Origin of the sequence: uncultured Clostridium sp. (genome assembly GCF_937920395.1) — a bacterium.
Taxonomy (GTDB): Bacteria; Bacillota; Clostridia; order Clostridiales; family Clostridiaceae; genus Clostridium_AD.
Genome location: NZ_CALEVF010000224.1, coordinates 1 through 16,865, shown reverse-complemented (window position 1 = coordinate 16,865; position 16,865 = coordinate 1). Strand labels below are relative to the sequence as shown.

Below are 16,865 nucleotides of genomic sequence, written 5' to 3'. Positions count from 1 at the left end.
ATAAAAATCGAGGAGTGATTTACTACGCTTAAACCTATGATGAAAAAGAGTATTACTACTCTTATAATATTAATCTTCTTATCAACTGTTGGTCCCTTTGCACCTACTGGGTCGACTCTTGCTCTTACGCCTTCAACTAGTATATCAGAATCAACAAGTGATCCTACTATAATAGATGCTACAACTTATAAATTAGATATAACAGGGTTAACAGATACCTCGACTTCTTTTCAACAAATGATAGATTCATTGCCAAGTGGTAGTTTTATTCAATTACCAGCTGGTACGTATAAATTGTCGAACGTTGTTAAATTAAAGGATAATTTACATATCATCGCCTCTAATAATGTTATAATTAAAGGGATAGGTTCTAACACTTTATTTTCCACAGGTAATGATAATAGTTTCGAGAGTATAGAGTTTCAAAACTGTGCAACTGCTATAAGTGTTTTTCAAAAAACGGTATTTAATATAACAAATTGCCGATTTACGAATAACATTAGTTACGTCGCAATTAATTTCTTTGGAAGTCACGATTCAAAAATTACAAATTCATATTTCTACAATATACACAAATATGGAGTTTTAATTGATAGTGATAGCTCTGATATTACAATTGATAACAACAGTTTTGATAACCCATCAGTTTTTGATGGATATAACGTAGAACAGATCAGTGGACATGTTTATTGCCTAAACGGAACTAGAATAACAGTATCAAACAATATTATAAAAAATAGCGGTGGGCAAGGTATTATATTTGGTTATAATTCAACAACTGGAAAAGGTACAACAAGTTCCGTCGCAAATAACAATCAATGTTTAGGTAATGGTCAAGAAGGTATTACTACCTACGGCGGAAGTAAGAAAGTTTCTAATGGAAACTCTATTATAAACAATACATCTATAAATAACAGATTTAATCAAATAGAGATATGGCAATCTGATAATAATACAGTTCATGGCAATACAGTAGAAGAATCAATATTTGGTCGTGGAAGTTTGGGATCGATTTGCCTTTTTGGTACTACTGGCACAACTGTTACGAATAACAACATATTATCTTCTCAAAGCAATGGGATAGCAATAATTGCTGGGAGCTCAAATTGCAACGTATCAGACAATTTTATAGCTGATACAAATAGGCAAAATTTTGTTAACACCCCTGAGAAAGGCAATGGAATATTACTTGACTGGAACGGAGTAGCTGATCCGGGTTATATAACAATTGTAAATAATACTATCAGCTCAAGTAATGGAATTATTGCCAAAAGTGGTGTTTATTCAACTTCAAATACTAATCATCATAACATTATAAATAGCAACGAAATAAATGGTTATCAATATGGAGTCCACTGGTATGCCCTAGCAACTTGCGGAAAATAAATAAACTATTACACCCTCCCACCGACATAAGAGGAGTGAATTGACATAATAAACAATAACATAAGAAAAAGTATAGCTGGTACCATAATATTAACAACTTTATTAACTGGTACTTTCTTTGTAACTACTACAAAAGCAAACACTGTAACATCAAATCCTTCTACCGCAGCATCATCTAGTTTAACTAATGGAGCTGCTGCCTTAGATACTCAAAAATATAATTTGGATAAAGCGGGAACATCGGATACCTCATCTTCTTTTCAAAAGATGATAGATTCTTATCCAAAAGGCAGTGTCATTAAATTACCAAAAGGTATATATAAGATATTTAAAACTGTTACCTTAAAAGATGGTATGAGTTTAATTGCAGGCAGTGACGTTGTAATAGAGGGCACTGGCAAAAACACCTTATTCAAAGCAGGTAATAATAACCTTTTAAAGGGACTAGAATTTCAAAATTGTTCTATCGCTATAAGGGCCTTATATGTAAAAGGGGTTAATATAACAAACTGCAGATTCACAAACAACATTAATTATGCTGCAATAGATATTTATGGGTCAAGTAATTGCAGTATCACTAATTCATATTTTTATAATATAAATAAATATGGAATTAAGATAGATAACAATAGTTCTAACATTACTATAGATAAAAATTATTTTGATAACCCTAAGACCTTTGGTGGATATAAGGATTCACAGATTGCTGGACATGTTTACTGCCTAAGTGGAAGTAAAATAAACGTTACAAACAATGTTTTGAAAAATAGTGGTGGCCAAGGAATAATATTTGGTTACAGTTCAACCAAAGGTAAAGGTACAACCAACTGCATCGCCCGTAATAATACATGTATAGGCAATGGTCAAGAAGGTATAACTATTTACGGAGGTATAAAAAAACTCTCAAGTGGGAATTCTATTATTGGTAATACCTCTAAAAATAACAGATATAATCAAATAGAAGTATGGCAATCTGATAATAACACTGTGAGTGATAATACCGTAGAAGAGTCAATAACCGGTCTTGGTAATCTAGGTGCAATATGTCTGTTTACTACAACTGGAACAACCGTTACTGGAAATACAATAGTATCTGCTCAAAATAATGGTATAGATATAACTGCTGGAAGTTTATATAACACTATAGCAGATAATGATATATCAAATACAAACCTAAACAATAATATAACTTCTCCTGAAAAAGGTAATGCAATATTACTCGACTCAGCTGGAATATCGCAGCCAAAATATACAACAATTAAGAACAATAAAATTAACTCAAGTATAGGTATTATCCATAAAAGTGGTATCTATTCAACTTCTAACAGTAACAAACATAACAAAATAGATAGTAACTCTATAACAGGTTATAAATCCGGATTTCATTCTTACGCTAAAATGACTTGTGGAATGTAACCACTAGTATCAATCACAAAAGGGGATTAACATCTCCTTTTGTGCTAAACAAAAGATAAAGGGTGAATATATGAAATTTTTAAAAAATAAAACAGTCTTAATTATTATAATAGTTTTCTTTATTTTTCTCATAGGGACACTTGTCGTAATTAATAAAACTAGAGATATATCGATTCAAAATAATAAGAAAAATCTATCAATTCATAACATAAGTAAGGATGATATAAAAAAATACTCCTTAGATATAACCGGAAATACAGATACAACCTCAGCATTTCAGAAAATGGTGGATTCATATCCAAGTGGAAGTACAATAAATTTACCAGAAGGCAAATATAGTCTTCAAGGCACTGTAAAACTTCCAGATGGAATAAAATTAGCATCAGAAAACAAAGCTATATTAATAGGTTCTGGTAAAAACACATTATTTAATGTAGGAAATAACGATACTTTTCAGAGTATAGATTTTCAAAATTGCTCTACTGCAATAAACGTTGATAAAAAGAGTGGCCTAAAAGTAACAAAGTGTAAATTTACAAATAAAATTTATTATACAGCAATAAATATATCATCAAGTAGTAAATGCAATATCTCAAATTCTTATTTCTCTGGAATTAAACAATATGGAATTAAAATAGATAACGATAGTTCTAACATAACAATAAATAAGAATAATTTTGACAACGACAAAGTTTTTGGTGGTTATGACAAAGAGCAAATAAGTGGTCATATTTATTGCTTAAATGGAACTAAAATCTCCGTGACAAACAATATATTAAAAAATAATGGTGGTCAAGGAGTACTATTCGGTTTTAATTCAACAACTGGAAAAGGAACAACAAACTCCGTAGCAAGTGGTAATACCTGTATCGGTAATGGTCAAGAAGGCCTCACCATTTATGGCGGAGACAAGAAAGTTACAAGTGGAAACTCTATTATAGGAAATGTTTCTAAAAACAATAGATTTAATCAAATAGAAATATGGCAAACCGATAATAACATTGTTAAAAACAACACCGTAGAAGAATCAATAAAAGGTGTCGGCAATCTAGGAGCAATATGTCTATATGACACATCAAACACAAAGGCTACTTACAACAAAATATTATCTTCACAAAAAAATGGAATTGATATAACTGCAGGAAGCTCAAATTGCCTTGTATCAAATAACATTATAAAAAACACAAATGGTGAAAATGATAATAACGCTCCAGAGAAAGGTAACGGAATATTGCTAGACTCAAATGGTAAAGCTCAACCTCAATATATAATAATAAAAGATAACAAGATAAGCTCAAGTAATGCAGTAATAGATAAAAGTGGAATCTATTCAACCTCTAATACAAATCAGCATAACACTATAGCTAACAACATAATAAATGGTTACAAAGTTGGACTACATGAATATGCCAAGATGACTATTGAAAAATAAAGTGCTCCTCATAAAAAGTTTTTCAGCCGGACGGCTGCACATGCTGTAAATATATATTTTTTTACTTCTAATTTAGTCGTAAATAGAAAATAGACGTATTTTCTCCGGAAGTGACTTGCAATAAGAAGCGAAGAAACTATTGAAATTGCATTTAGAATTCTTCTTTTGTCAATATAAAATTCTCGTAAGACTGCCAGGACGGCAGTCTAGTGAACCCGAGACAGGAAGTCGAGTGTGAGCGTTAGAGAATTTTATATTTTCAAAAGATTAGAATTCCTTAATGCAATTTCACGTTTCAAGCTCATATTGCAAGACACATAGGAGAACTACGTAAAAAGAGCTAATCTACGCGATTAGCTCTTTTGCTTTGTCCTCTAGTTCTATTTCCTTAGGTGTCCACCTACTTATAATTAATCCATAAATGATCCAATTTAACGGATTTGTGAAATAACCTCCGTAAATCTGATATAAAAAGCTGAATAACAAAAGGTTTGTCAGTAACATATTTTTTTTGATTGCTACGTTAGTAGCGAGCAGTGTTAGTAGTAAAACCAAATATGTTATCCCAAATAATCCACCCTCTGCAATGAAATATGGATATGAAGCTGCAACTACTGCTGTCATTCCAGTAGATTTAAAAATTTTCCTTGTATTGTCTGTATTAAGATTTCCAAGGCCTACTCCAATTCCCTTTGTTTTAGTTATTGCAGTCGATGTAAACTGCTGAGTAACATTTACTCTATAACTGTTGGAAGAATCTTTTCCATTTAACGTATCTACTGTTCTCATGTATATTGACGATTTCGTTACTACGAACAATATTGTTATTATGGTAAAGACCATTATTAATCCATATCCAACTAAAATGTTCTTAAAATTAATTTTTGTTATAATTATAATAAATGATACGAATGTTATAGTCCCAATAAGCATTACTGATGACCCGTACGCTCCAGCTAATACTAATAGCGTCAAACAATCTATCATATAGATTATATATTTGACTCGAACCTTTCTGGTTTTCTCTTTAATAAGTAAATACATCAATATCATAATTATTATAGATAAATGAAACCCTAACTCACTAGGTTCTATGTAAAACAGATTAAGTCTTACAAGGTTATATTTGTTTATAGTATCATGGAGCCTCCATAAATAATCATTTTGTTTTAGAATGAAGGCTATAGGTGTAAGTATTAAATATATTCTACAAATATAATCGATAAATTTCTTAATTTTAAAATCATGAATTTTTTTAGATACCAAAATCATTAAAGAAATGCATATAGTAATTTTAGAAATATTAACCACAAGTTTTTGCATTTCTATATTTTCTATTACCATTCCTTGAACTATTCCATAAATAACGATAGGTAAAGCACATATTAATAGGAGTGAAATATCTTTTTTACTTTTAAATATAACAAAGATAATCCCAATCATTCCTAGTGCATAAAACAAATCTAGATTTCCAGTTAGTGTACTACTTACAAATGGTAAATTTGCAAACATCTGATGAAATGAGTACAATACAGCCATTAATATTTCCATTAAACTTTTCTCCATTTCTTTAATATTTTGTCTTAACTTTGAACTTTATTTTTTTATCAAACTAGAATACAATCCCATTATATCTTTAGTATGATTTTCCATTGTATAGATACCTTGCAAATTCATTATGTTTTGATTAATGTTATTTAGCTTTTCTCGGCTCTTTATTATAGTTTCTAAATTTTTATATAATTCATTCTCCTCGGCTTTTATAATAATGCCTGTAACTCCAGGATCCATCATGTCTTTAAACCCTACAAGATCTGTTAGGATTACAGGAACTCCATAAGAGAATGCCTCAAGAGCAATATATCCAAATGTCTCATACCAAATACTTGGTACTATGAGTACATCTGTATTCTTAAATATCTCCTCTAACTCTCCATAATCATAAGTACCATTAGTCTTAACTTTACCCTTGAATTTATCCGTATTTATATTTACGTTCTTACCATAAACGTTTAATTTCCATCTATTAATATTATTTTTAACTAGTTCTTCAAGTACATTTAGCAAAAAATACAAACCTTTATATTTTTCTATAGAACCAATATAAGTTATTTTTAATGGTTCGTTATTATTACTATGTTTTTGTATCCTATTATCTTTTATATCTGAATGAGTAATATTTAACACTTTACCCTTTGTATTATCTATGTATTTCTCATATATTCTTTTGGAAACTGTACTATTATAATGAATGAAATCTATGTTATTTAATATATCTATGTAATACTTCCTTAAGTTAGTGTATCCACCTGCAAGAGGGTTAACATTAATTTTATCGTTTTTTTCTTGTACTTCTTGTATCTTTTTTACTTCTTGTACCTCTTGTACATCACTTAGATCATGATTTCTTTTTATAATTATTCTCTGTTTATAAGCTCTTAATTTTTTTACAATAGAACTACCTTTTAAATAACGATAAGTTTTTGATTGCATTAAAAATACTAAAGATTTACTGTAGCCATTTGCGTTACATTCAATACAGTTTTTTCCCTCATCATAATCCTTACATATTGACCCTTTTAAATCTATAAGATTAACTTTAGGGCATATTCCAAAATAATCATGAGACGTAAATATGGTTTTTATATTTAACTTCTGCGCCGCTGTTATAAACTCTTTATTAAGTCCCATTAATGTGTGGATGTGTATAACTTCTACATTTAATTTAGTTAAAAATTCTATATAAATATTAACATCTACACTTTTTAAATAGTCCTCTGGATTTGGTATTCCGCTTAATAGTGGAATTGATATCGGATTTAATATCTCATACACAGAAATATTCTTATATGGTTTGTTGTTAATAAGGCGTAAGTTTTTATTAAGTGAAAAACTTCCAGGATATAATAATGAAACTTCATCACCATTTTTAATTTGATTTACCATAAGATCTACAGAGTATTTAGTCAATCCTCCTGTTCGAAATGGGGGTAACCCTAGAGAATAATGTAATATTTTAATAAGGTAGGACCTCCTTCATCTATAAGAAAATTGCTTCATAATCATTAACAATTTTATCCCAAGAATAAAATTCTTTTATTCTGTTTGTGGATTTTTCCGCTAATGTTTTTATTTCATTTTCATCTAACTTTTCGGCTTTCTTTATTAATGAAGCTAAATTCCCATCTTCATTATTAAAATACAATGCACCGGTTTGTCCAACTTCTTTATTAAAATTAACACCTAATAACAAATTAACATCTGTACTTGAAAGTGCTTCAAGAAGTGAAGGATTTGTTCCCCCTACTGAATGTCCATGAATATATGCAGATGATTCTTCTCTTATCTTTTTTAGAAGTTCATTATCATATACAGTTCCTACAAATTTTATTCTTTTGTCACTAGTAAAATTAGTGGTTTTAAGTAAATCATCATAAAATTTGTTCTTCTCGACATTAGTAATTATAACAAGGTCTTTATCAATATCAGTCTTCATAAATTCTCTTATCATAGTCTCATAACTATTCTCAGGTACAAACCTTCCCACTATTAAGTAATAGTTTTTTCTTTTAATCGAAAACTTATTAAGCCAGTCCTTTATTAATCCATCTTCTATATTTAACTTAGACCTTGAAGTTTCCGCTCCATAAGCCACAAAGGTAGTTTTAGGACTATAATTTGAATACTCTGTATTTATATACTCCTCTATACCTTTAGAGTCACATATTTGGAGATCGGCATGTTTAACCATAAGTTTCTCAGAGAATTTCCAATAAGCTCTTATCGGCATAATCCATTTGCTTCGCTTCCATTCATGACCATCAGGATTTACATAAAGAGATATTCCTAGTTTTTTTAGTTTCTTCATATAAAATTGTAAAAACGGTCCAATACGACAAGCAAGAATTAAAATAATACTATTTGATAATTTATTATCTTCTATATATTTTATAGACTTAGATAAAGCTTGCAGATCATATATCACAGCTTTTGCACTACCTATTTCTTTTACATTTACATTAAAACATCTTGCCTCGTTATGATAAAACTCTTTTTCATCTTTTGCGAGGCAAGCTACATGATACATAATATCCTTACTCTTTTTATAAAGTGTTAACTTATCTACAAAAGTTTCAAATCCACCATACTTTGCAGGTATTCCTTTTGATCCTATAATAAATACATCTTTCATTTGTACACACCTCTTTTAATTTAATCTTTAGTCCATTTCATTTAAAAATACGCCTATAATATTACCATCCACCTTTTGAAGAATCTCTTTGGCTTTGATAACATCTTTTCTTTCTGTTCCACCAGCTTTAACAACAAGAACACATGAATCCACGTATTTTGATAAAACTTCAACATCGACGCCTGTTGTTATTGGAGATGTATCTAAAATGATATAATCATAATCTTTCTTTAAAGTCGTTATAAATTCACTAAATCTGGATACAAAAAGTTCTGCATAATCTAATGTAAGCGTTCCTGAAGTCAGTACAGATAAATTCTCTTGTTTTGTAGCTTTAATAGCTTTCCCTGCTGCTACATCTCCTGCTAAACAATCCAGAAGCCCTTTTCCATTTATCAAATCAAACATAGTATGTATATTGGGATTTTTCAAATCACAATCAACAATTAAAGTTTTTTTGCCACCTTTTGCGAGCGATAAAGAAAGGTATGTTGCTGTAGTTGACCTACCTTCATTGTTTTCTCCACTTGCTATCATGATAACTTTTTTCTCACTATCTGCGTTTAACAGCTGAATATTTGATTTTAATTGATTGAAAGTTTTTAAGCCCATTGAATCCAGCGTTGGATATTTCTTTTGCTTTCTCTTAGGGTTGTTCCCGATTACTGATATTCCTGTGTACTTTTCTGCATCCTCTTTTGTCCAAATCTTTTCATCAAAGAAACCTCTAAAGGTTACTATAAATATTGAAAGGAAAAGTCCAAGTAAAAATGTAAGTATTACATTCATGGATTTGAATTTATTTTGTGTTAGATCACTCTGGACCGAATTTTCCATTATTTTCATGCTCTGCTTTGGATATATTCTTTGTACCTCTTTTGTTAAGGAAGTTATAACTACTTTTGCTATATCTTTGGACTGCTTTTGTGATTCTCCACTAGCTGTAATTGTTAAGATTGGAGCATCAGCTGATACTTTAATTTCATAACTTTTTTGTATTTCTGAAACTGGTATAGACCCTTTTAAAGCTAAGCTGACATTCTTTGCTATAGTACTAGAGTTTGCAATTTGCTCAAATGTAGGATTTGATGTTACAGCATTAACTATATCTGCTTTACTTCCTATTACTACACTTGTTTCCGTTTGATACATTGGCTTAGTACTTTTCATTGAATGATAGCTAAATAAAACAGCTGCCAATGTTGCAAGTATAGTTATAAGCAAAATAGTAGATTTTCCTCTTTTTAAAACATCTATAAATTCTTTATATCCTTTTGTAGATTCATTATTCATTTTAATACCTCCATGATGATCGCTCTTTTTCTAATATCATTTATTGATTTTAAATCTATATTCATTTTATATTGTTATAAATCTATATACCTTTTATATTGTTATATACCAATTTGAACTTTACTAAAAACAATATAAATTCAACATTTCTTGATTTCATAGCTTTAATAAGTACTTTATGGAATTTTCCAATGACCTTTGCATCCTCCAAATTTTTTATAACTTCTTCATTATCTAATAAGTTTATTATTGCTTGGCATTTACTTTTTAGGGTTGATTTCTGCTCTATTTTATTTCCTAAATTTAAAAAGCTCTTAGAATATGTTATCTTATAAAAATACTCAATTATACGATATGTAAAATGAGTTGCTTGATACTCCCTAGCATCCTCGCTATATTTGCCCCAATCTTTAAGTTTAGCTACTATAGTATCATTTTCGCTCTTTACTATATCCAAATAATTCTCTGAGTATTTAAGCCATACTGGATTAACATTTTCAATTCTGTAATTATACAAAGCCTGCGAAATAACGTTACATGTGTCTATCTTTTGATAATAATTAGCATTAAATATTGTGTCTTCTCCACGTTTATAATTCTCAAATTTCAAATTATATTTTTTTATAATCTCTGATTTGTAAATCTTATTCCACAGAGTATCTCCAATTTCTTCTTTTCTAAGTAATATATAATTTCCTAAGATCTCACCTTTTGACTTAAAGTTTTGCTCCTTTGGTAATACCGTAGTTCTTCTAATAACTTCTCCGTTTTCATCTACAAAAACATTAGTTTGACCTGATATAACAAGATCAACATCATTTTCTTTTATACTCTCATACATTTTTTCAAATAAATTAGGTTCATACCAATCATCACAATCTAAAAATATAATATATTTACCTATAGATTCATCTATTCCTCTATTTCTAGCGGCCCAGGTGCCTCCATTTTTTTTCGTAATTAATTTGATTCTCGAATCATTCTTCGCATGCTTCTTGCATATTTCCCTGCTGTCATCGGTAGATCCATCATCTATTATGATTAATTCAAAGTCTTTAAATGTTTGATTCATTATCATCTCTAAACACTCTTCGATATATTTTTCTCCATTATAAATTGGAACTATAACGCTTATTTCTACTATACTAACACTCCCTTTTTAATTTTTTAAGTTTGTACAATATGGGAAAAATAAGACCATAAGTTTTTGTTTTTATAAGTAATATGTTAACTTTATCTTTAAGGGTTAACTTATTATTCTTTATTATTTCTGAAATCTTTAAATTAACTACCTCTTTTGACACTACAGCTTTAAATTCCAGATAATATTTCTTCTCTCCAGTCTCACAGCTTTGTATATAGTATTTATTATGTATTGCCCATAAGGTTTTTATCAAATAAACTCTATAATAGTCGATTAACTCAACATAAATAAGCGGATTCTTTGTTATAAAATCTCTCATTATATAACATCCGTCTATCATATCCTTCATTGATTTAATTGAAAATGTTCTTGTAAGTGATGACTCTCTTTGCCTATAATAATAAAGTGGTTCTATCATAGAATAAATCTTATTTGCGTTTGCAAGTAATAGGAATCCAACCGGAGTATCCTCGCATACTACAAAATCCGGAAAAGTAATTTTGTTATCAATAAAAAGTTTTCTTTTATGTAGCTTATTCCAAACATAACCCTTGATATCATTTAATAAAAACATCTTAAGAGCATCAGCTTTATCAATGTATCCTTCTTTATCAATTCCCTCTACTTCGTTATCAATTGTTTCTTTCTCATCTTTATACAATATGTAATTACAAATAACTATGTCGGCATTTGCACGAGTAGCTGCTTTATACATTTTCTCAAACATATCAAGCTCAATGAAGTCATCACTATCAACAAATGCTATGTATTCACCACTTGCTTCTTTGATTCCCACATTTCGCGTTTCACTAATACCACTATTCTTTCGATTTATAATAACTAATTCAGGGTATTTGTTTTTATATTCTTTGAGTATTTCATAACAATTATCTGTAGAGCCATCATTTACTACAATAATCTCTTTATTATCAATAGTTTGATTAATAACACTATCTAAACATTTTGGCAAAAATTCCGCTACATTGTAAACAGGTATTATAATACTGACATCAACTCTATTCAAAAAAACATTCCCCCTAATTGACCTTCTTTATATACATTAGTTTTTTAACTTTGTGAAAAGTGATATCCTTAAGTAAAATTCGTAAATATTTTGAACTTATACAGCTTTTTAAAATTAAATAAATTCTATAAATCTTATTTTTCTTCTTATATAGTCTTGATTTATTAAGTCCTTCTAAGGCTAAACTAAATCTCTTTTGTTGATTTACATTGATTTTCATATTCGTTAACTCTTCTACTGTTTCTTTTTCATGCCCGTATTTAACCCTATCTTTATACATCTTAACAATGTGTTTTGAGTATAAAAATTGCTGAAGTGAATTACTTTGGGATATTCCACTCTTCCTAATCCTATATCTAACTAAAAACTCATTAGTGTTCCCAAGTTTAAATCCATTAGTTATAAGTCTTAGTAAAAAATCATAATCCTCTGCACAAGTAATTTCTCTATACCCTTTAATCTTATCGGTACATTTTTTTCTGAACAACCAGGTTGGATGATTAAAAAAGTCCAAATTCAATAAACAACTTTTAATTAATTTCATATCCTCTGGTATTATTTCATCTCTATATAATTCAGTACCCTCTTCATCTATATTAATACATCTAGCACCCATAAAATCTACATCTGGATGACTTCCCATATACTCCATTTGTTTATTAATTCTACTTTTTATTGAAATATCGTCTGCATCCATTCTTGCTATAAAATCACCTTTAACGTAAGTTAAAGCTTTATTTAAGCTTCTAACTAATCCAATGTTTTTTTCATTTTTAAAGAATCGTACTCTACCATCTTTCTTCTCATAAAACTTAATTATCTTCTCCAACTTCTCGTTACCCGGATTGTCTAAAATAATAATAAATTCTAAACTTCTATAACTTTGATTTAAGATTGATTCTATTGACTGCATTAACCATTTTTCTTCTTCGTTATAAACACTCATAATTACAGACACTAATTGTTGTTTTTTAAATTCCATTAGAACACCTCCTGGGTCGCTGTAATATTTATTGTTTAATCCGACCTTTGTTCAAGACTGATATAAAAATCTTCTTCTCATATTTATTAAATCCCATAATCCAAAAAACTATGAAATATATTATTGTGAATAAAACACCAAACATCAAGATTGAAATATACGATGTCAAGCTAAACAGGGATAAAGCTAAAAATCCTAAACCAAATGTTATGCTAGTTGGAATTACTAATTTTAATATGTTCATCCAAAAATATTTTATATCTAGCTTTATAATAAATTTATAATATACATTGTTTGCTATGGCGTTTATGATCATGCCTATCGCTGTACCAATTGCACATCCCATACCTTGATACTTTTTCACAAGTACTATTGATATAAGTATGTTTAAGATTGCAATGGTAAGGTATATGTACGCTTTCACTCTATGTTTATTCATTGCTTCTAGCATTGTAGCAAAAAGCGATTGAATAATTGAAAATATTTGTGGAAACATAAGTACTATTGCAATGAGGTAACAATATGAATATCCATCGCCAACCCACGCTATAATAAATTGTTTACCTACTAGAACAAAACCTAAAAAAATATAACTACATATGTAATATTGAATTCTACCTATTTTGGTTAATAATTTCATTAGGTCATTTTTATTTTCCTCGCCAGCCACCATCTTTGTTAATTTCGGCAAGAACATACTTGATAAAACATTGGATAATGATAAAAAGTATGTATTAAATTGTGATGAAACTGCATAAATAGCAATAGGCGCTGCACCAACAAACATTGCTATTATAAATTGATCAGAATTCCAATATATTTGATATGCTATGGCACCTAAAAATACGAAAAACGAGTAATTAAATATTTCCGCAAATAGTGCTTTATCAAATCCTGCAAATTTTATTTTTAAATCTAGTATCTTAAAGCAATAAAAAACATTAGTTAGACCAAGCAAGATATTAAAAACTGTTGATCCTATAACCATTCCAAACGCTTTAGATCCAAATAACAATACAGTTATCATAATCGCTGGATTAAGTATTGTTCTTATTAGATTAATTAACTTTATATACACAAATTTTTCATGTGCTGTTATTATTGAATTAAATATACTTAGTGGAAACGATAATGATATGTTAACTATAGCAACCATAAACATTTGCTTCGTTCTATTGATCTCATCAAGACTTAAACTTTTACTCATGATTTTACCTAAGTTGAAATAAATTATTACTCCGACGATCATGGATATAAGTCCTAAAACCAAATACAATGATAAAAACATTCCGTTTACTTTTTTTCGACCATCCTCATTTTTCTCTATCATATATTTAGAATTATATCTAATAACCGCATTACCAAATCCCAAATCTAGTAGATAAATATACGCTACTATTGAATTTACTAAAGAAAATAATCCATATTCAGATTTCCCAAGTTTGCTTAACATAAATGGTGTATACACCAATGAAATTACATTTCCTAGTATTATAGTTATGTATGTTATAATTACAGCTTTTTTCATACCGTTTTTCAAATCTTACCTTCACCTCTGTTTCATTACTTCTGTTTCATTACTTCTAATATTTTCTCATAATTCTTCATAGCAAATGAATTGTTATACTCTTTAATTTCGATTCCTTTAAGCTGCTTTATTAAACCAGGAATCTCCTCTATATCATTCACAAACTTGATATAATTCAAATCTTTAAGCCACTCGTATGTATCTTTAACTTTGTGATTGTAATTAGAAATAACAATACAGGGGGTTGATGTAATTGCACAAAACACCATTCCATGTAATCTATCAGTAATAACGACCTCAACTTTTTTAAATTGATCCCATTTTTTATTTAATTCTTTTTCTCTTCGATTAACATTGATCATATATTCTAAGACTTTATCTTCATTTGTAATATACTCCGCCACAGTGTCCGTGATAATTATATTGTCGAAGTTTTTCTGGGCCTCATTTTTAATTTCATCCTTTTGTATTTCAGTTAAAACGCCTTCTCTATCTTTTCTAAGGCTTAGTAGTGCACCATTTCGCTCCTGTTTTGGATTTGTTTTATTTAAATACATAACAATATCTGGTGTTAAAATCACATTATTACTAGGAAACGCTTCTTTCATAACATTATACGAGGTGTCTTCCCTTGCAATTAAAGTTAAATTTTTGTGTGCATTATAAATCAATTTTGTTTTATCAAACTCTAATTTCCCATTCTCAGTGTCTTTGAAATATATTGATTGTGGGAATAAAATGATCTTATTATCTTTAAATTCAGAAATGATTTTTCGTCTGCCTTCTTCTTCCCAGAAATACTCATTACCTAAATTTCCACCACCATGTAACATAAAAATATCATCTTTTTTAACATACTTTTTTAAATTTTTTATATGTTTAATCAGATCCACAGTAGTAATCTCTATAATAGTAAAATCCTTAAAATTATCCTCTAACATCTTATTTTCCGCATATACTATAGCTTGATCTCCCAAGTTACCATGATTTGGTGTTCCTATAAGGAAAATATTATTTTGCCCAGGGTTTGCTTCATATAAATACTTTGTTTCCTTAGATCCTTTTTCGCATAATTTAATATACTTTAATTTATTTGAAACTCTTGGCGATACAATTTTATTTAGCACCTTCAAAACTTTTGTCTTATTTATCTTATGCCTTGGGTAAATAGTAGTATAGACATTAGGGTAACTCGCTATAAACATTAAAGACAGTTTCTGTGTTAATCCCATTTGATCACTATTTCTTAGGATCGAATAGTTTTGTTTTAATTTACTTATAATTTCATTTATTTGAATAGCATAATCGTTCTTGCCATAATCAAGTAACAACATATCATTTATACAAAACTGTAATCTATTAAATAACTGCTTGTCACACATATCCCCAAGTAGTGGTTCTAGGCTTTTTATATATTCTAAACACTTTATATTAGCCAGGCAATAATCATACCTTTTACTAGTAGTGTTGCTACCACAAATACTATCTTCCCTTAACAAATAATAATATTTTGGACTTTTTATATCCACAATTTTATTTGATTTAGCAAACAATTTATAAGTAGTAAATATATCCTCATAATACTTGCCTTCTGGATATCTAACATCATCAAACAGTTCTTTCTTATAAAGCTTGTCCCATGCAAAGTTTTTCATCCCGCTATACTCATCAAGAACTAATTCAGATAATGCTTCGCTTCTTGTAAACACCTGTGCCTTTTCACTATCTGATATTGTTGTTATTCTATCGCCCTCTACAATATATCTACCGCAAACTGAAATATCAGCCTTATAATAAGTCAAAGCATTATATAATGCTTCATACATATCGCTTTCTATCCAATCATCACTATCAATAAATCCTAGATACTCTCCACTTGCAACATCTATCCCGGCATTTCTAGCAGAACTTAATCCACCATTTTTTTTATGTATTACCTTTATCCTCTTATCCTTTGATCTATACTCGTCACAAATGGCTCCACAATTATCTGGGGACCCATCATCAACAAGTATAATCTCAAGATTTTCATATGTTTGGCCTAGTATACTATCAACACAGTTTCTTATATAAACCTCGACATTATAAATTGGTACTATAATTGAAATCAAGGGGTTGTTCATAAAATCATCTCCTTCTCTTTAGTAATCAAAACCCGAGGAACCCCAAGGAACCCTTGGGGACGGTTAACAACTAATTCACCTTTAGCCTCAAGCAAAACCTGGGCAAACCTGGGGGACGGTTAACAACTAATTGGCATTTGTCCTCAAGCAAAACCTGGGTTAAAACCGGGGACGGTTAGCAATTAATTAACCTTTAGCTTCAATTGAAACCCGAGGAACCCCAGGGAAACCTGGGGGACAGTTAGCAACTAATTGACCTTTAGCTTCAATCAAACCCCCGGTCAAAACCGGGGGGACGGTTAACAACTAATTGGCATTTGTCCTCAAGCAAAACCTGGGTTAAAA

12 protein-coding genes are annotated in these 16,865 nt (G+C 29.6%); 3 read left to right on the top strand and 9 right to left on the bottom strand.

The features are described from left to right. Positions 1-36: 36 nt before the first annotated feature. From Q0649_RS14355 to Q0649_RS14345, 3 genes are all read left to right on the top strand, one after another. Complete coding sequence (locus Q0649_RS14355) at positions 37-1,386, top strand: right-handed parallel beta-helix repeat-containing protein (protein ID WP_298843416.1); 1,350 nt, start codon at positions 37-39, stop codon at positions 1,384-1,386. Positions 1,387-1,608: 222 nt separating this feature from the next. Then, positions 1,609-2,802, top strand: coding sequence for a right-handed parallel beta-helix repeat-containing protein (locus Q0649_RS14350; protein ID WP_298843413.1), 1,194 nt, complete (start codon positions 1,609-1,611; stop codon positions 2,800-2,802). 70 nt (positions 2,803-2,872) lie between these two features. Further along, positions 2,873-4,234 carry a right-handed parallel beta-helix repeat-containing protein gene (locus tag Q0649_RS14345; RefSeq protein WP_298843410.1) on the top strand — a complete coding sequence of 454 codons (1,362 nt, stop codon included), beginning with the start codon at positions 2,873-2,875 and terminating at the stop codon, positions 4,232-4,234. A gap of 345 nt (positions 4,235-4,579) precedes the next feature. On the opposite strand, the gene Q0649_RS14340 is transcribed toward Q0649_RS14345, so the two are convergent. The 9 genes from Q0649_RS14340 to Q0649_RS14300 form a co-directional block, all read right to left on the bottom strand. Next, complete coding sequence (locus tag Q0649_RS14340) at positions 4,580-5,800, bottom strand: hypothetical protein (protein ID WP_298843407.1); 1,221 nt, start codon at positions 5,798-5,800, stop codon at positions 4,580-4,582. A gap of 30 nt (positions 5,801-5,830) precedes the next feature. Next, positions 5,831-7,204: a glycosyltransferase gene (locus Q0649_RS14335; protein WP_298843405.1), complete on the bottom strand. Its 1,374-nt coding sequence runs from the start codon at positions 7,202-7,204 to the stop codon at positions 5,831-5,833. A gap of 70 nt (positions 7,205-7,274) precedes the next feature. Beyond that, positions 7,275-8,426 (bottom strand): beta 1-4 rhamnosyltransferase Cps2T, encoded by a 1,152-nt coding sequence (gene cps2T / locus Q0649_RS14330; RefSeq protein WP_298843402.1) that lies wholly within the window; start codon positions 8,424-8,426, stop codon positions 7,275-7,277. 27 nt (positions 8,427-8,453) lie between these two features. Beyond that, positions 8,454-9,719 (bottom strand): polysaccharide biosynthesis tyrosine autokinase, encoded by a 1,266-nt coding sequence (locus Q0649_RS14325; protein WP_298843399.1) that lies wholly within the window; start codon positions 9,717-9,719, stop codon positions 8,454-8,456. Between the two features lie 82 nt (positions 9,720-9,801). Then, complete coding sequence (locus tag Q0649_RS14320) at positions 9,802-10,845, bottom strand: glycosyltransferase family A protein (protein ID WP_298843477.1); 1,044 nt, start codon at positions 10,843-10,845, stop codon at positions 9,802-9,804. Positions 10,846-10,864: 19 nt separating this feature from the next. Next, complete coding sequence (locus Q0649_RS14315) at positions 10,865-11,887, bottom strand: glycosyltransferase (protein ID WP_298843396.1); 1,023 nt, start codon at positions 11,885-11,887, stop codon at positions 10,865-10,867. A gap of 13 nt (positions 11,888-11,900) precedes the next feature. Then, positions 11,901-12,869, bottom strand: a complete 969-nt coding sequence (locus tag Q0649_RS14310) for a glycosyltransferase (RefSeq protein ID WP_298843393.1) — start codon at positions 12,867-12,869, stop codon at positions 11,901-11,903. 28 nt (positions 12,870-12,897) lie between these two features. Further along, a complete protein-coding gene (locus tag Q0649_RS14305) occupies positions 12,898-14,409 on the bottom strand; it encodes an oligosaccharide flippase family protein (protein ID WP_298843390.1) in 1,512 nt (503 codons plus the stop codon). 23 nt (positions 14,410-14,432) lie between these two features. Beyond that, positions 14,433-16,520 carry a glycosyltransferase gene (locus Q0649_RS14300; protein WP_298843387.1) on the bottom strand — a complete coding sequence of 696 codons (2,088 nt, stop codon included), beginning with the start codon at positions 16,518-16,520 and terminating at the stop codon, positions 14,433-14,435. Between the last annotated feature and the right edge of the window lie 345 nt (positions 16,521-16,865).